Origin of the sequence: Ruegeria sp. HKCCA0370 (genome assembly GCF_013033705.1) — a bacterium.
Taxonomy (GTDB): Bacteria; Pseudomonadota; Alphaproteobacteria; order Rhodobacterales; family Rhodobacteraceae; genus Ruegeria.
In genome coordinates this window covers 293,183-308,989 of record NZ_WQEP01000003.1, presented here as the reverse complement: position 1 = coordinate 308,989, position 15,807 = coordinate 293,183, and the positions used below count along the sequence as shown (strand labels likewise).

Genomic DNA, 15,807 nt, shown 5'->3' with positions numbered 1-15,807 from the left:
ACCCTACGACACTTTCGATTGATTGAGCAAAGACATGGCCCGCGCGACATCGCGGGTCTGCGCGCCGCCAACGATCATAGCCAGAATCTTTCCAAGATCAGGCGGCGAGGCCGGTGAGCAGCCAAAGCGGTCGCAAGTTTGCACGTAATCCACCGCTGTGCGCAGTTCGAACATTCTTGCCTGCTGTTTGCGTGCGGTTTCCAGAGCCTCCGTGAACAGATCATCTGCGGCACTGCCCATGGACCGCACCAACGCCTGTATCCGATCCGTCTCGGGCTGAGCCCAGGCTTCATTGGTCAGAACCTGCTGTTCACGGGCTTCATCCAGCAGGCGCTGAGCCGCCTTCGGGTCGTTCGCCTTCAATGACGCTTCGGCAAGGGCCGTCAGGAACACCGGCTTGTAGTTTCCGGCCCCGCTGGCCCACCAGGCTTCGGACGCCTCGCGCATTGCTCGGATCGTTTCCGGGCCTGGCTTGATCTGCGCGTCCGCCCAACACCGCCAAACATTCGCCGTCAGTGTCATGAAGGGGAAGGTGTGTTTGGTCGCCAGTTCCTCGAGGCGCGCGGCAACGTCGTAAACCTGTTCAGGTTCACGCCGCAACAGGTGCAGCATACAAAGATATGTCAGCGTCTGTGCCAGGCTATGAGCGTGATTGAGTTTCTGCGCCGCCGAGATCGCCTGATGCTGAATCTCGAGCGCGCGGTCCGGTTCTCCGCGCAACCAGACCGTCATGCTCAGGAAGCAGGATGTAATGGCGGCATGATCCGTGCCGTAGACATAGGCAAGACGGCCATGCTGCTGAGGATCATACAAGCGCAACGCTTGTCGCAGATGTGCATAGGCGGCGTCCTGCTGCCCGATATGCAACAAGACGGCACCCATGGCCCGATGGGCAATCATTATGTGATGCGTTTCGTCGGTCAGCTTGGACAGGTCCAGCAACTGCGCCGCAACGTCCTTGGCAAGGTCGTATTCGCCGCGGACCAGATGATACGCATAGAGACCATTGAGCACTGGGAACAATTGTTCGGTTTCGCCCAGCCGATTGCACAGGTCGCGGATCCGGGCATACACCGCCCCCGTTTCATCGGCCGCGATGCCAGCGGTCGAGCGCAGAACGCCGGCCCGCAATGTCTGGATCTTTGTTTCCATGCGGTCGCGGTCAACCGAGTCTTCCTGCTGTTCAAGCAACGCCAACGCACGCCCCAGCTGAGTGGCTGCTTCAATCCCGGCCGAGCGTTCAACGGCACGTTGCCCGGCCAGATACCAGTGTTCTATCGCTTCGTCCGGCATATCTGCCATCGTGTAGTGATGAGCCAGAATTTCCGGACCGGCAGAGTTTTCGCGCAACGAGGCAGAGTTCAGTGCTTGGACCACACGCGCATGCAGCGTTCGCCTCTCGCGTTTCAGCAGGCTGTTGTAAGCGGTGTCGCGAATGAGAGCGTGACGATAACTGAACGTTTCCTCGGGCTCTGAGTCTGAAACGATCACGATCCCGGCATCCACCAGCAAATCCAGACCGGAACGTAACGCCCGTTCATCAAAGCGGGACACGCTTGCAATCATCGGATAAGAGAATTGCGGGCCAATGACAGCGCCGATCTGTGCCACTTCCTTGGCCGAGCTCAGTCGATCAAGACGAGCCATCAACGCGTCATGCAGTGTTTTCGGCACAGTGGGTGATGGCGTGGACCGGTCGATCGTATAGGCGTCGGCGCGTTCGGTCAGAAGATCGGATTCCAGCAGATCCTTCGTCACCTCTTCTACGAACAGCGGGACACCGTTGGATCTGGCGGCAATCAGACGGTGAACTTCGTCCGGGACGGTCTTGCCTTTGGCAACATCGTTCACGATCTCTTTGACCTGCGCGAAATCCAGTTGTTGAAGCGCGACGTGCATCAGGTTGTGCGATTGTGGCCAGTCCGGATCAAAGCCTGTCCGATAGCTCATGACCATCAGCAGGCGCGCGTCCTCTATCCGGGTTACAAGCTGATCAAGCAGAGTCTTTGTCGTTGGATCAATCCAATGTGCATCTTCAAACAGCAACAGGGTCGGGGTTTCCTGCGCCAAGCCGATCACATGATTGACCAGCATGTCCAGCGTCTGCTTCATGATCTGCTCAGGGGTCAAGTCCAGCGGGCCAAGCCTGTGTTCAAACGGGACCGACAACAGTGCCGCAGCCAGTTTCAGAGACCCTTCAGAAGGATCGCCCAGAACGCCGTGGATCTTGTTCAATTTTTCGTCCGCACTGTCACCGGCCCGCAGTTCGGCCGCGTTTTCAAGCTGGCGAATGATCGGGTACAACGCGCTTGCGTCATGAAAGGGCGAACACTGAAATCGAAGCTGTCGGTGTTTTGCGTCCGGGATCGTGCGGCGAAGCTCTTCGATCAGCCTGGACTTTCCTATGCCCGCCTCGCCCGAGACCAGCACCACCTGACCTTGACCCTGACGGGCCAGCCTCCACTTGCTTTGAAGGGTTTCATGCTCCTGCGCGCGCCCGACCAATGAACTCATCCGGGCGTCGTCTGTCGCAAGAAAACGGCTGAGAGTCTGGCGCGTGCCGGTGACCTGCCAGGCTTCGACCTCTTTGGCAAAGCCTTTCAATTGAAACGTGCCACGGCGCACATATTCGAACGCATCACCCGCCAATTCCCGTGTCGTCGGCGCGACGATCATTGTCCCCGGATCAGCCATCGATTGAAGCCGTGCGGCAAGGTTCGGGGTCTCGCCCATGGCGGTTCCATCCTCGAACATCTTCTCTCCCCGCAGGTCACCGACGACAACCAGGCCGGTCGCGATCCCTATGCGGACTTCAAGATGAGCATGCGTGCGGATTTCCGGAATTTCGCGAACGATCCGAAGACCTGCATGAATGGCGCGTTCCGGGTCGTCTTCATGCGCATGCGGAAAGCCAAAAAACACCATGATGCCGTCGCCATAGTAACTGGCGATATGCCCGTCAAAAGCGGCGACCGCAGCGGCGCAGGTCTCTTTGAACAGCCTCAGAACCTCGGCCAGATCTTCAGGATCCAGCTTTTGCGATATCGCCGTCGACCCAACAAGATCGATGAACATGACCGTCAGCTGTCTGCGCTCTGCAATGATGTTGGGTTCCTGATGCGCGCGATGTGATCCCGCAGGCTGCCCGGTTTCATCCCGTATTGCTTTCAGAAAGCGGCGCCTGGGTCCAATGGGCAGGCCGATCGTGACAAGGTCATCGTCGCTCAGTTCCGGCAGATCACCCAGTTCGACCTCGTGCCGGGAGAAGGCGTTGACATATTTGGACAAGCCGTTTCGGATCAGCCATTCATCTATGTCAGCCATTTGACCACCATGCATGGCCGCGACCAGGCCGATCCAAGCATTCCCCATTTCCCTCTGGTTGAAAGGACCAGCCCCGGGCACAGTCCGGGAAAACACCCCTCTATCAAGGACGACCCGCGAATTCCGGTCAAGTGTTCAATTTGAGGGTGAGGAAATTTCCATGCACGAAACGGTATTGGATCCTGCCATCTCTATTCGCCGGTCCGAAAATCGATGTGAATGTGATTGCCGTCCGGATCCCAGACGTTCAACTGAACGGTGTCGATTGCCGTCAGTTCCACACGGCGATAGGAGACGCCATTTGTTTTGAGATGCGCTTCGAACCGATCTAACCCTGTCGCCGAAAAAGCGAAATGCTCAAGCTTCAGGTCTGTGTCCGAACCCGTGGCCTCGGCCTCGGCACCGACCAGATGCACGAAGGCGTTTTCTTCGACATAAAGCCAGGCTCCGGGAAAGGGGAAGGGTGGGCGTGGCCCGACCCGCATCCCCAGCACGTTGCAGTACCATTCGATCATCTCATCCAAACGCGTGGTGCGCAGATTGACATGATCCAGTGACGTGATCCCCATGGCCTAGCCTCGGGTCCATTTGATCGAACATCCCATTGAGGGTGTCTGATCTTGGGGGCCTTGCCCGGTCTCGGCAATTTGCAGCATCGCATTGACCAATTCTGGTTCGCGCTTGCCAGTCTGGCCGCGGCCCAGATTGTCCAGACGGCCCCGGTACTGCAACTTTCCATCCGCATTCAAACCGAAGAAATCCGGAGTGCAGACAGCACCATAAGCCTTTCCTACGGATTGATCCTCGTCCACGAGATATGGAAAGTTGAAGCCGTTCTGCCGTGCGAATTCCAACATGTTTGGCGGCGAATCTTCGGCGTAGTCGCGATAGTCGTTCGACATGACCGCCAACACGCCGATCCCCTTGGACATCAGCAGGTCCGTGTCCTGGGCAAGCCGGTCCGTGATCGTTTTGACATAGGGGCAATGATTGCAGATGAAGGCGATCAGCAACCCGTTTTGCAGGTGATCGGACATCTTGAAGGCCCGACCGTTCGGGTCTTTGAGCGTGAAGTCCGGGGCGTTCCAACCGAAATCGCAGATCGGAGTGTCGAGCAGCATGATTGTCCTTTTTGTGACCAATTGGCATGTTCAGACCAGCTTAGCTGACGGGCGCAGTTAAGTAGAGCGAGATTCCCGGCGTCATGTCTGCGACGGAATGCGCCTGCAAACGTATCTGGTTCAGATCAGCAGCGTTGACAGGCTTGGGTAATAGCTGAGCAGAAGCAACACCAAAGTTACTGCGATCAGGAAAGGCCAAAGCGATTTCAGGATTGAACCGGGCGATGTGCCGCTCATGGACGAGGCGATGTACAATCCGATCCCGACCGGGGGCGTCAGCAGCCCAAGCACAAGGTTCAGGCAAGCAACAATGCCGAACTGATAAGGGCTGATATCATATGAACCGGTTGCAATCGGCAGCAGGATCGGAGTGATCAGGATGATCGCGGCGATGCCATCGATCACCATTCCAACCAGCAAAAGCGCAAGGTTCACGATCAGCAGGAACACGAACGGGTCCGAAGTGATCGAGGTGATCAACCCAGCCAGTTGCTGCGGTATTTCCTCATAGATGATGACCCAGCCGAACACGCTGGCGGCCGCGATCATGAACAGGATCATCGACGCGTTGGCCGCCGTGCGTTTGAACATCTGTGCCAGGTTGCTCGGCTTCAGGTCCCCGTAGACCAACCAGCCCACCAGAAACGCGATCAGGGACGCGATTGCGGCGGATTCGGTCGGTGTGGCGATCCCGAACAGAATGCCGCCTATGATCGACATCGGGATCAGCAGGGCGGGGGCCGCGCTGATCAAGGCCTGGACGGCTTCGGCACGCGTCATCCAATGCCCTTTCGGAAAGTTCTGCCACCACCCGATCAGGGTGATAACCGATGCAAATGCCCCGGCGAGGATCAAACCGGGCAGGATTCCTGCAATGAATATGTCACCAATCGGGATCTGAGCCAGAACACCGAAGATGACAAACATCATCGACGGCGGGATGACCGGAGCCAGCAGTCCGCCCGCGGCCGTCGTGGCAGCGGCGAAACCCTTGTCATAGCCTTCTTCCTCCATCGCGGGGACCATGGCGCGCGACATCACCGCGATCTGCGCCGTCGCAGACCCGATGATTGCCGCCATGAACATGTTTGCCAGCAAGTTGATATAGGCCAGCCCGCCGCGAAACCCGCCGACAAACACCCGCGCCAGCGTGACAAGGCGCCGGGTCATGCCGCCTTCGTTCATCAATTCCCCGGTCAACATGAACAGAGGAATTGCCAGCAGGCCGTAATTCTCAAGACCGCCGAACATCTTCTGCGCGAAGCTGTCATAAAGAACCGTGTTGCCGCTTTCCCAGATGTACCAGATGGCCGTGATTGCCAGCACGATCGCCACGGGCACGGACAGAAGTAAAGTGGCCAGAAAGACGATGGGGCTCATGGCTGGGCCTCTTGCTCTGGGGTGCTCAGCAGATGCATGGTGGAATGCAGCGTCGCGCCCAGTGCGAAAAGCCACATCACCAACCAGAACAGGTACTTCGGCAGGCCCAGGGTCAATGTCGGCTCGGCATAGATGAAATTGAATGTCTGACCTTGAAACGCCGCCACGTCAAATCCGTTGCTGGCAATGTCCAGCGGAAGGAACCAGCGCCAGCAGAACCACAGCATCGCAAGGGAAAAAGCAAACACGACCACGTCCACACCCTTGCGGATCAATGGTTTCGCGCGCTCCGGCACGTTGTCGGAAACGATGGAGATCGACACCGAACTGCGATGATGCAATGCGGAAGACGCGCCCAGAAAAGTCATCCAGACCATCGCGTAAATCGCCAGCTCATCAACCCAGAACAGGGCGTTGCCCGCCGTGCGCGTCACGACATTCAACAAAATCAGAACCGTAATGCAGACTGCCAGAAAGGCAGCGCACCACAACTCGACCCGCGCCAAGCCTGCCGACAGCCGATACAACATCGCTGTTCTCCCGTGAAAAAGGGCGCAGGATCGAGCTGCGCCCCTTTCGTCATGCCGTTTTCGTTATTTTGTTTCTGCCGCAGTCTGCCGCAAAGCGTCAAGGGAAGAGGTCTTCTGGGACCAGATCCCGTTCCACTCTTCGATCGCGTCGCCAAAGAACGAGGCATCAACCTTTTTGTAGGCTTTGCCAGTGCCCTCGATCTGCTCCAGCCATTTGGCATCGTTTTCAACGTAGGCATCAATGGTGCTGTCGACATGTTTGGCCATGAGTTCCGCGATCATCGCGCGGTCTTCTTCAGACAAACCAGCCCAGACCTTGGCCGATACCAGCCCGACCATCGGGAACATCATGTGATCCGACTGCACGATCGTGTCGGCGTGTTCATAATATTTCAGAACCCAGATCAGCTCGGCGTCCATGTCGATGGCGTCGACCTGACCATTGGCCAGCGCATCATAGACGGCAGGCAAGGGCATGGGCGTGGGTGCCGCCCCCACCGCGTTGTAGAAGTCGAGGATCGGCGTGAAAGGCGTGATCCGCAGTTTCAGGCCCGATAGATCTTCGGCGGAGGAAACCTCGCCCCGGCTGACGATCTGGCGCAATCCTGCCATCCCATATCCTAGTCCAACGACACCAACCTGCCCCGGCAAGGGTTCCAGCATGGATTTGGCCGTATCGGATCGCAGGATGCGCCCCGCGTGTCCAATGTCATCTGCCAGATAGGGCGCATAGAACGCCCCCAACTCGGGCGCGCGGTTCGAAACTTCAGCCACGGTCATGAAAGCCATGTCCAACGCGCCGGTCTGCAATTGTTGCAGCATTTCGGCCTCGTTCCCCAACTGGCGGGCCGGGAAGACCGATACCGAATGCGCGCCACCACTGGCCTCATTCAACTCGGCCCCAAACGCTTCGGCGGCTTTGGTCCAGATATGCGGTGGCGGCGTGATCAGACCCAACCGAAACTCTTCGGCGTGAGCGGCCACGGACGCCAATGCCAACGCAGCCGCAGAGGCGGCGATTTTTGCAAAATGTCTCATTACTTCCCCTGTTTGATCTTGTTTTACAACGTGACCCAGCCCTCGGGCGGTTCCTTTCCCGGGTGCACAGCCTGACAATTGGGGCAGGTGCGGTCTTGTTCCGAGGCATAGAACTTCTGATAAACCGGAGGCAGGTCATCAACGATGGACTTTAGCTGCATTTCCGCTCGATGCACCAGTGATCCGCATTCAAAGCAATACCATTCGATGGCGTCCAGCTCTCCGGTCTGGCGCTTGGGTTCAATCACAAGCCCGATCGAACCTTCCTGAGGGCGCTGTGGTGAATGGCGCACATGCGGAGGCAGCAGAAAAACCTCGCCTTCTCGGATCGGAACATCATAGAACTCCTCTCCGTCATAGATTTTCAGCACCATGTCGCCTTCAAGCTGGTAGAAGAATTCTTCCACCGGGTCATCGTGGTAATCGGTTCGCTTGTTCGGACCACCCACAACAGTGACCATCAGATCGGCGTCTTCCCAAACCTGACGATTCCCTACGGGCGGTTTGAGCAGATGGCGGTGTTCGTCGATCCAGGCCTTAAAGTTGAACGCTTTCAGTTTTGACATGTCCCACTCCCTATCCCGGAAAGTTTGGCGCGTTTTTTCATGACCGCAAAGAAATTATCAGCATCTCGCTATCCGATTTCCTTATACTGCCCGGCCTCACCCAGCTCAGACGCGCAGCCCGCTTTCATCAAATGCTTTGCGAATGATCGCTTTTTCGGCGTCGGTCAGTTCCAGCATCGGCGGACGTACACGGCCACCGACCTGACCCAGCAACTCTTGCCAGTACTTCCCGAATGCAGTGGGTTTGCCCGCAGGACGCGCGCGTTTCATCGCGTCGCGGACAGGGTTCAGACTGTCAAAGACACGTCGCGCTTCATCGGCCTTTTCCACAAAGGCCAGACGCGTGTATTCGTTCATCCGCTGATCGACCTTGCTTTGCAGCTGATAGGGCGGGGACGAGCAGAGATAGAGCTTCCAGTCCAGTTCCAATATGTTGTCCAGCCACTCATGTTCAGCCGAGGTCGAGACATGGATCCTGTCGCCCACCATATGGGTCAGCTTCACGTACATCTCGCGCGGGACCGAGTATTTTATCGCAACGATATTGGGTAAGTCCGCAATGCGAGCGCATTCTTCGGGTTGCATCAAATAGCCGCTGTCTGGATGGCTCCACATGGCGATGCCGATATCCAGTTCGTCACAAAAACGCTTGTAGTACTGGTACAAAACCTCTCCGCGATCGTGCACAAAGCTCAGAACCGGCGCGTGCAGTACGATGTAATCCGCACCGCAGTTCTGGGCGTGATGCGCCAGGTCCAAGGCCGTATTCATGTTCTGGTCCGAGACCGAGACGATTACACCGGCTTTGCCTGCGCATTCGTCAACGGCAATTTCGAAGTTGCGCTTGCGCTCTTCGATGCTCATCGAAAAGAACTCGCCCTGTTTGCCGGCGACGAAAAGGCCCTGGATGTCCAGATCATCGATCCAATGGCGGATGTTTGCACGCAGTCCCGATTCATCCAGAGACAGGTCATCATTGAACGGGTTCAGTGCCGCTGCCCATATCCCAGTCATATGTTCGCGGGCATAGGCCTTTGCGTCGTGTTTTGAGTATTTCATTTCCAAAGTGGTCCCCGTGGCTTCATCAGGAACAAAACACACCAGGCGGGTCGGTCCAGTGCCATTTCAGGGAAATGGTTATCTGAAAAACATATACCACCAACTTACCAATTCAGATTTTTTCAATGCTAGTCTAGGGTCCAGACATGAAGATCGCAGTCATCGGAACCGGCGCAATCGCGCAGTTTGTGCAGCGCATGTTGCCAGAACATGGGCATGAGTTGGCAGCCATTCTGGTCAGACCACACCGCGTTGATCCAAAATCGCCCAAGTCAGTCGGTTCGGTTGATGACCTGCCGGCCGGGATCGAAATGGTTCTGGATTGCGCGGGGCACGAGGCATTGGCCGGTTTGGGTCCGGACATTCTGGCACGAGGGCTGGATATCATCAGTGTCTCTGCTGGCGCACTTGCGGATCAGCAGGTCAGTAACCGGCTGGACAGGGCCGCGCGAAAGGGCGGGGCGCGGCTGCATCTGGCAAGCGGTGCCATAGGCGGGCTGGACTGTCTCAGCGCCGCAGCGGTCGGGCCGCTCAAATCCGTCACATATGTGGGGCGCAAGCCGCCGGCGGGATGGAAGGGATCACTTGCCGAACACAGTCTTGACCTCGGCAACATCACCGCGGCTGAAACCCATTTTCAGGGTTCCGCACGAGAGGCGGCGCTGGCTTACCCCAAGAACGCAAATGTCGCCGCCGCCGTCGCCTTGGCGGGTGTGGGGTTCGATAACACACAGGTTCGTCTGATCGCCGATCCGACGATCCACAAGAACATTCACGAGGTCGAGGCCGAAGGCGATTTCGGCACGTTTCAGTTCCGGATCAGCGGCACCGCGCTGCCCGACAACCCGCGAAGCTCGGCGCTTGCGGCCATGAGCGTGCTGTCCAAGCTGGATCAGCTTTGCAAGCCGATTGTTCTGTAGCCATGGTTGGACGCCACTCTCGCATCGTTGACCGCGCCTTGACCCGCCTGAAGCTGCGACAGCTGCGTCTGCTGGTTGCAGTTGGCGCGCATGGGAACATTCAGAATGCAGCGCGTGAACTGGGAATATCTCAGCCAGCGGCAACCAAGATGATTCAGGATCTTGAACTGGATTTCGAAGTCAAGCTGTTCACGCGCACCAACCGAGGCGTTGTGCCAACGGTTTTTGGCGAAACTCTCATACGTCACGGGAAGCTGATATTTGCTCAGGTTTCCAATGCCGCGCAGGAACTGGACGATCTGAACGAAGGAAATTCCGGCCGTGTCGTGGTGGGAACACTGCTTGCAGCGTCAACTAGCTTGCTACCTGCCGCCATTGAACTGCTGTTGAAAGACCGCCCGAACGTTGCAGTCAAGATCAGCGAAGGGACCAACGAGGTGCTCATGCCCCGGTTGCTGTCGGGTGAGATCGACATGGTTGTAGGACGCCTGCCGTCGCACCGGCATCGCGACAAGATTCGACAGGAAAAACTGTTCGGGGATCGGATATTGGCCATTGTCGGCCCTAAACACCCGCTTGCGGGGCGGGACGCCGTGACCTTTGCGCAAACCAAGCCGTTTGGCTGGATTCTTCCCCCGCAAGAAACTACGTTGCGACGTCAGGCGGATCATTTTTTCGTCGGCCAGCAGCAATATGTGCCACCGGTCGCCATTGAATCCGTGTCCTACCTGACGAACCGGGCGCTGCTGCAATCCCGCGACCTGATCGGCCTTATGCCTGCCGAGGTCGTCGTCCAGGATATCGAAAACAACCATCTTGCCCAGCTCGCCTGGGAGGTTCCTTTCGGGCAGGGGCCGATTGGAGTGTCCTTCCGTGCCGACGACGATCTGTCGCCTGCGGGGCGCGCTTTCAAAACGGCTCTGCATAGGGCGGCGCAGAGCAGACAGACCAGATATTCGCCAATTTGATATCCGTATTCGCGCAATGCGCTTGAACTCATGCGAGGCATCGCGCGATCAAAAATCAAGGAAAATGGAGGCGCCGGTTTCATGTATCCAGAGCTCAGGCTGTTCATTGGCGGCACGTGGCGAAAAACCGGGCGCGATATCCCGGTTGTCAATCCGGCAACCGAGGAAGAACTCGGTCGATTGCCTTGCGCATCGGTGAAAGACCTGGACGACGCGCTGCAAGCGGCCGTCGAAGGCTTTCGACTGTGGCGCCGCACATCGCCGCGGGAGCGCGCGGATACGATCCTGCGGGCGGCAGCCCTCATGCGTCAGCGGCAGGAAGAAATCGCGCATTCCATTACTCTGGAACATGGCAAGCCTTTGAAGCAGGCCCGGCTGGAGGTCATTCGCGGCGCCGAGTTCTTTGAATGGGATGCGGGCGAGGCGATGCGGACCTATGGGCGGATCATTCCGGCGGCGCAGGGTCACAAATTTGCAGTTCATCACCAGCCTGTCGGCGTTGTCGCGGCATTTTCGCCATGGAACTTCCCCATGAGCCAACCTGCCCGGAAAATCGCCGGTGCTTTGGCCTCGGGCTGTTCGGTGATCCTGAAAGCGGCAGAAGAAACGCCTGCCGGCGCTTTGCACATAGCAAAAGCGTTCGAAGATGCCGGTCTGCCAGCAGGGGTTCTGAATTTGGTTTTCGGTGAACCATCCGAGATATCCGGCCATCTGATCCCGCAGGACCCCGTTCGCCTGGTGGCCTTCACCGGATCGACAACCGTCGGGCGTCATTTGACCACTTTGGCGGCCCAACACGATACCCGAGTGCTCATGGAGCTGGGCGGCCACGCGCCGGTCATCGTTTGCGAAGATACGGATGTGCAATCGGCGGCCGTTTCAGGCGCGGTCCGCAAAATGCGCAATGCCGGTCAGGTCTGCACTTCGCCAACCCGTTTCTTCGCGCATGAGAGCATTTTTGACGCCTATGCGGCCGGGTTTGTTGCAAGGGCCAAAGCCACGGTCGTCGGCAATGGGCTTGACGCAACCGTTGAAATGGGCCCAACGGCCAACGACCGGCGCGTTCCAGCCTTGTCAGAGCTGGTTGAAGACGCAGTGGCACAGGGGGCAACGCTTGCCACAGGGGGATCGCGGCTTGGTGAGCGGGGATATTTCTTTGAACCCACGGTGTTATTGAACGTTCCTAAAGCAGCGCGGATCATGCGCGAAGAGCCGTTTGGACCGGTAGCGGTGATCAACCCGGTGGCTTCGCTGGATGAGGCGGTCGATCTGGCGAATTCAGTTCCCTACGGGCTGGCGGGGTACGCTTTCACCAATCGGGCGGATTACATCGACCGTCTGATTGACGAGGTCGAGGTCGGTAATTTGTCGATCAACACGCTTGAAGCATCGATGCCGGAAACGCCCTTTGGGGGCGTGAAATCCAGTGGCTATGGTCGGGAAGGCGGAACCGAAGGCCTTGAGAATTACATGACGGTCAAAAACGTCTGGCATTCGGCCAAGATCTGCTGAAAAAGACCCCGACACCTGCACTTGTCGACTTTTTCGCGACCAAGCCGGCCTTTTTCCTTTCGAAACCGACTAAAGGGCCAGTGCAGCGCTGCGGTTGCGATTTCAATACCTGCGGAACCGACAGAGGCGGCAATGCGCCCTTTCTGATGGGGCGCCCGAACGCGGATCATGACCTATGTCAATGACAGTAAACCCGCCTTGCTGTCCATTGGCCGGGAATTTCTGGCCGGACTGTGCGACAAAACCATCGCGTCCTTTTGCCGGTGATGATCAGCGTTTCGGCTGACCTGCGGGGGGTCCCGCCGGGCGGCCTGAGTTCCGGAGGGACGGATGAACACTTGGCTGACGCTATCTGCACCAACCCCTGCCGGGGATACCGTGGGCTTCAAGAGGTTGGCGGGGCTGCCCACCGTAACGTCCACCCTTGGCATGAACTCTGACTGCGCGCGCGTGTCTGAGCTTTGCGGCCAACCCGAGCCGGATTTGTCGTCCGAGCAAGAAGGCGATGACGGCATAGGTCGCGCCGCGCATGGACGGTATGGCATGGGTACGCTGCCGTTCGTTGCTGATCCCAGCTCGGATTTGGAAGAATTCAAGGCCGGCCTGCCCAATCCCGATCCGGCCGAACAGCCGGGATTTGCAGGGCGCTTAATATTTTCGGAGACTCAAAATGGCTGATGGATGTGCCTGTGACCGCCACGCCCACATGTATCTGACTGTCGAGGACGCCCTTGAGCGCGGTCTTTCCATCGCCGATCCTGTTACCGAAACCGAGATTTTGCCGCTGGAACAGGCTATAGGCCGGGTTCTGGCCGAGGATTGCGCTAGCAAGGTCGATATGCCTGCCTTCGACAACTCGGCCATGGATGGCTATGCCATCCGCACCGGTGATCTGGGTGACGGGCCGGTGTTCGAGCTGCCCATCGCCGGGCGCGTGGCTGCGGGTGACTGCGGCGACCATGATGCCCCCGAAGGCAGCGCTTTGCGCATTTTCACGGGCGCTCCGGTGCCGCCTGAATTCGATGCCGTGCTGATGCAGGAAGATTGCGATCTTCTGATCGACAGGATTCGATTCAGCCGCCGCCCGAAACCCGGCCAGCATATCCGGCGTGCGGGGGAAGATCTTTGTGCCGGGAGTCCGGTCCTGCGACGGGGCTGTCAAATTGGACCGCGCGAGATGGCCGCCCTGGCATCCGCAGGGTATGGTGAGGTCCTGGTGTTTCGAAAACTGAAGGTCACGATCTTTTCGACAGGCAGCGAACTGCGTCAACCGGGCGAACCCCTCGGCCCCGGCCAAATCTACAACTCGAACCGTTATATGCTGCTGGCGCTGTTGCAAAAACCCTGGATCGAACTGACCGACCGGGGATCGGTCGAGGATGACCCGACCCGTCTGGAACAGGTTCTGCGCGAGGCATGCGATGCCTCGGACCTCATCGTCACGACTGGGGGCGTGTCAGTCGGGGATGAAGATCACATGCCCCGGCTGTTCAGCGCGATTGGCGGTGAAACCGATGTCATGAAAGTGGCGATGAAGCCCGGTAAACCGGTCATGTTCGGGCGGCGCGGGCGCGCTCTTTACGTTGGTCTGCCCGGCAACCCGGTGTCAGCTTATGTGACATGGCAGATAATCGGGTCGCAGATGATGGCGCGGCGCGCAGGCTTGTGCCACAGACCTCAGATACCTGTTCAGGCCGTGCTGGCTGAACCCGTGCAGCGTCGCGCGGGTCGGCAGGAGTATCGTCCGGTCCAGATTGACGGCACTTCGCCGCGTGGCCTTCCCAATGTACGTCTGATGGCGCCCTCCTACAGTGGACGTGTTGCCTTGCTGGCGCAGGCAGACGGGTTGGCGATCATACCGGCCGAGATCGAAGACCTGCCCGCCGGGCATTCGATTGAATTGTTGAGGTTCTGATCCCCGCAACAGGTGCGATGCGATTTATCTTGCAACTGCAACGCCGCGGTCATGGTGGGCACCCGGAAAACTGCCCGATCGCGCGCCAATCAATCCGAATACCGGCCTGAAAATTGTCGCAACCGATAAACTCCGTGACGGATTACGTCGTGACTGGGGCTTTCCCGGCGGCACATGATGCTTCGGCGCACTGAGGGTTAAGGACACATATTCATGCGGTATTCGGCACTCGCGATCATGCGGCAGGTTTTGAAAGGGCACCGGGGCTGGACACCGGCTTGGCGCGATCCCGAGCCTCAATCAAGCTATGATTTCATCGTGATCGGCGGCGGCGGTCACGGCCTTGCGACGGCATACTATCTGGCCAGGGAACACAACGCCGCCAAGGTGGCGGTTCTGGAAAAAGGCTGGATCGGTGGCGGCAACGTCGGGCGCAATACAACGATCATTCGCGCCAATTACCTGTTGGATGGCAACCAGCCATTCTATGAGCTGTCGCTGAAACTGTGGGAAAATCTTGAACAGGACCTGAACTACAATGCGATGGTCAGTCAGCGCGGTATTCTGAACCTCTGTCATACGGACGCGCAGCGTGACGCGTATCGTCGTCGTGGCAACGCGATGATGTTCACCGGCTCTGGGGCGGAACTGCTGGATGCAGAGGGCGTTCGTGCGATGTATCCGTTCCTGAGCTTTGACGATGCGCGCTTTCCGATCAAGGGCGGTCTGTTGCATCGTCGCGGTGGTACGGCGCGTCATGACGGTGTCGCTTGGGGCTATGCCCGTGCCGCGGATCAACGGGGGGTCGACATCATCCAGAATTGCGAAGTCACCGGGTTCCGCATCGAAAACGGAAAACTGCTGGGTGTTGAAACCACACGGGGTTACATCGGCGCCAAGAAGGTAGGCGTGGCGGTTGCCGGGTCTTCCGGGCGCGTGATGGCACAGGCGGGGATGCGCCTGCCGATCGAAAGCCACGTGCTCCAGGCCTTTGTGACGGAAGGGCTGAAACCGGTGCTTGACGGGGTGATCACTTATGGCGCCGGACATTTCTATGTCAGCCAATCGGACAAGGGCGGTCTGGTCTTTGGCGGCGATATCGATGGCTACAATACCTATGCACAACGCGGCAACCTGCCCGTGGTCGAGGACGTGGCCGAAGGCGGCATGTCCCTGATGCCGATGATCGGCCGCGCGCGCCTGCTGCGGATGTGGGGCGGCGTGATGGATATGTCGATGGATGGTTCGCCGTTCATAGATCACACCGGAATTGAAGGGCTCTATTTCAATGGTGGCTGGTGCTATGGCGGGTTCAAGGCAACGCCAGCATCTGGTTTTTGTTTCGCGCATCTGATGGCCACCGACCGACCGCATGACGTTGCAACTGCCTATCGTCTGGACCGGTTCAGAACCGGGCGGATGATTGACGAAAAAGGCGTGGGCGCACAGCCCAACCTGCACTGAGGAAGCCCGG

14 protein-coding genes are annotated in these 15,807 nt (G+C 58.2%); 6 read left to right on the top strand and 8 right to left on the bottom strand.

Features of this window, described 5'->3' with window-relative positions; genetic code table 11:
* Nucleotides 1-3 precede the first annotated feature (3 nt).
* The 8 genes from GOW31_RS10035 to GOW31_RS10000 all read right to left on the bottom strand — a co-directional run bounded on the left by GOW31_RS10035 (nt 4) and on the right by GOW31_RS10000 (nt 9,018).
* Nucleotides 4-3,372 carry an AAA family ATPase gene (locus GOW31_RS10035; RefSeq protein ID WP_171169747.1) on the bottom strand — a complete coding sequence of 1,123 codons (3,369 nt, stop codon included), beginning with the start codon at nt 3,370-3,372 and terminating at the stop codon, nt 4-6.
* Between the two features lie 143 nt (nt 3,373-3,515).
* The gene (locus GOW31_RS10030) at nt 3,516-3,893 is read right to left on the bottom strand and encodes a VOC family protein (protein WP_171169745.1); all 378 of its coding nucleotides are present in this window, start codon (nt 3,891-3,893) and stop codon (nt 3,516-3,518) included.
* Between the two features lie 3 nt (nt 3,894-3,896).
* On the bottom strand, nt 3,897-4,445 hold the full coding sequence (locus GOW31_RS10025) for a thioredoxin family protein (protein ID WP_171169743.1): 549 nt from the start codon (nt 4,443-4,445) through the stop codon (nt 3,897-3,899).
* 120 nt (nt 4,446-4,565) lie between these two features.
* Entirely contained in the window at nt 4,566-5,825 is a 1,260-nt protein-coding gene (locus GOW31_RS10020; RefSeq protein ID WP_171169741.1) for a TRAP transporter large permease, read from the bottom strand.
* On the bottom strand, nt 5,822-6,355 hold the full coding sequence (locus GOW31_RS10015) for a TRAP transporter small permease (RefSeq protein ID WP_171169739.1): 534 nt from the start codon (nt 6,353-6,355) through the stop codon (nt 5,822-5,824). The genes GOW31_RS10020 and GOW31_RS10015 overlap by 4 nt, the downstream gene beginning before the upstream one ends.
* Before the next feature lie 63 nt (nt 6,356-6,418).
* Nucleotides 6,419-7,393 carry a TRAP transporter substrate-binding protein gene (locus GOW31_RS10010; RefSeq protein WP_171169737.1) on the bottom strand — a complete coding sequence of 325 codons (975 nt, stop codon included), beginning with the start codon at nt 7,391-7,393 and terminating at the stop codon, nt 6,419-6,421.
* 23 nt (nt 7,394-7,416) lie between these two features.
* A complete protein-coding gene (locus GOW31_RS10005) occupies nt 7,417-7,959 on the bottom strand; it encodes a 3-hydroxyanthranilate 3,4-dioxygenase (RefSeq protein WP_152460347.1) in 543 nt (180 codons plus the stop codon).
* 105 nt (nt 7,960-8,064) lie between these two features.
* Entirely contained in the window at nt 8,065-9,018 is a 954-nt protein-coding gene (locus GOW31_RS10000; protein WP_171169735.1) for a dihydrodipicolinate synthase family protein, read from the bottom strand.
* A 146-nt stretch (nt 9,019-9,164) separates the two neighbouring features.
* Between GOW31_RS10000 and GOW31_RS09995 the strand changes: the two genes are divergently transcribed.
* From GOW31_RS09995 to GOW31_RS09970, 6 genes are all read left to right on the top strand, one after another.
* Nucleotides 9,165-9,938: an aspartate dehydrogenase gene (locus tag GOW31_RS09995; RefSeq protein WP_171169733.1), complete on the top strand. Its 774-nt coding sequence runs from the start codon at nt 9,165-9,167 to the stop codon at nt 9,936-9,938.
* Nucleotides 9,939-9,940: 2 nt separating this feature from the next.
* Nucleotides 9,941-10,906 (top strand): LysR substrate-binding domain-containing protein, encoded by a 966-nt coding sequence (locus GOW31_RS09990; protein ID WP_152460344.1) that lies wholly within the window; start codon nt 9,941-9,943, stop codon nt 10,904-10,906.
* A gap of 81 nt (nt 10,907-10,987) precedes the next feature.
* Nucleotides 10,988-12,418, top strand: a complete 1,431-nt coding sequence (locus GOW31_RS09985; protein WP_171169731.1) for an NAD-dependent succinate-semialdehyde dehydrogenase — start codon at nt 10,988-10,990, stop codon at nt 12,416-12,418.
* Between the two features lie 330 nt (nt 12,419-12,748).
* A complete protein-coding gene (locus GOW31_RS09980) occupies nt 12,749-13,096 on the top strand; it encodes a hypothetical protein (RefSeq protein ID WP_171169729.1) in 348 nt (115 codons plus the stop codon).
* Nucleotides 13,089-14,333: a gephyrin-like molybdotransferase Glp gene (gene glp, locus GOW31_RS09975; RefSeq protein WP_171169727.1), complete on the top strand. Its 1,245-nt coding sequence runs from the start codon at nt 13,089-13,091 to the stop codon at nt 14,331-14,333. The genes GOW31_RS09980 and glp overlap by 8 nt, the downstream gene beginning before the upstream one ends.
* 213 nt (nt 14,334-14,546) lie before the next feature.
* Nucleotides 14,547-15,797, top strand: a complete 1,251-nt coding sequence (locus tag GOW31_RS09970; RefSeq protein WP_171169725.1) for a sarcosine oxidase subunit beta family protein — start codon at nt 14,547-14,549, stop codon at nt 15,795-15,797.
* The last annotated feature ends 10 nt before the right edge of the window (nt 15,798-15,807 follow it).

What these genes read in the sequence shown, in the direction of transcription:
- GOW31_RS10005 (WP_152460347.1), bottom strand. Translation starts at nt 7,959, where the DNA reads ATGTCAAAACTGAAAGCGTTCAACTTTAAGGCCTGGATCGACGAACAC.
- GOW31_RS10015 (WP_171169739.1), bottom strand. Translation starts at nt 6,355, where the DNA reads ATGTTGTATCGGCTGTCGGCAGGCTTGGCGCGGGTCGAGTTGTGGTGC.
- GOW31_RS09980 (WP_171169729.1), top strand. Translation starts at nt 12,749, where the DNA reads ATGAACACTTGGCTGACGCTATCTGCACCAACCCCTGCCGGGGATACC.
- GOW31_RS09970 (WP_171169725.1), top strand. Translation starts at nt 14,547, where the DNA reads ATGCGGTATTCGGCACTCGCGATCATGCGGCAGGTTTTGAAAGGGCAC.
- GOW31_RS09985 (WP_171169731.1), top strand. Translation starts at nt 10,988, where the DNA reads ATGTATCCAGAGCTCAGGCTGTTCATTGGCGGCACGTGGCGAAAAACC.
- GOW31_RS10020 (WP_171169741.1), bottom strand. Translation starts at nt 5,825, where the DNA reads ATGAGCCCCATCGTCTTTCTGGCCACTTTACTTCTGTCCGTGCCCGTG.
- GOW31_RS09995 (WP_171169733.1), top strand. Translation starts at nt 9,165, where the DNA reads ATGAAGATCGCAGTCATCGGAACCGGCGCAATCGCGCAGTTTGTGCAG.
- GOW31_RS10010 (WP_171169737.1), bottom strand. Translation starts at nt 7,393, where the DNA reads ATGAGACATTTTGCAAAAATCGCCGCCTCTGCGGCTGCGTTGGCATTG.
- GOW31_RS10030 (WP_171169745.1), bottom strand. Translation starts at nt 3,893, where the DNA reads ATGGGGATCACGTCACTGGATCATGTCAATCTGCGCACCACGCGTTTG.
- glp (WP_171169727.1), top strand. Translation starts at nt 13,089, where the DNA reads ATGGCTGATGGATGTGCCTGTGACCGCCACGCCCACATGTATCTGACT.
- GOW31_RS10000 (WP_171169735.1), bottom strand. Translation starts at nt 9,018, where the DNA reads ATGAAATACTCAAAACACGACGCAAAGGCCTATGCCCGCGAACATATG.
- GOW31_RS10035 (WP_171169747.1), bottom strand. Translation starts at nt 3,372, where the DNA reads ATGGGGAATGCTTGGATCGGCCTGGTCGCGGCCATGCATGGTGGTCAA.
- GOW31_RS10025 (WP_171169743.1), bottom strand. Translation starts at nt 4,445, where the DNA reads ATGCTGCTCGACACTCCGATCTGCGATTTCGGTTGGAACGCCCCGGAC.
- GOW31_RS09990 (WP_152460344.1), top strand. Translation starts at nt 9,941, where the DNA reads ATGGTTGGACGCCACTCTCGCATCGTTGACCGCGCCTTGACCCGCCTG.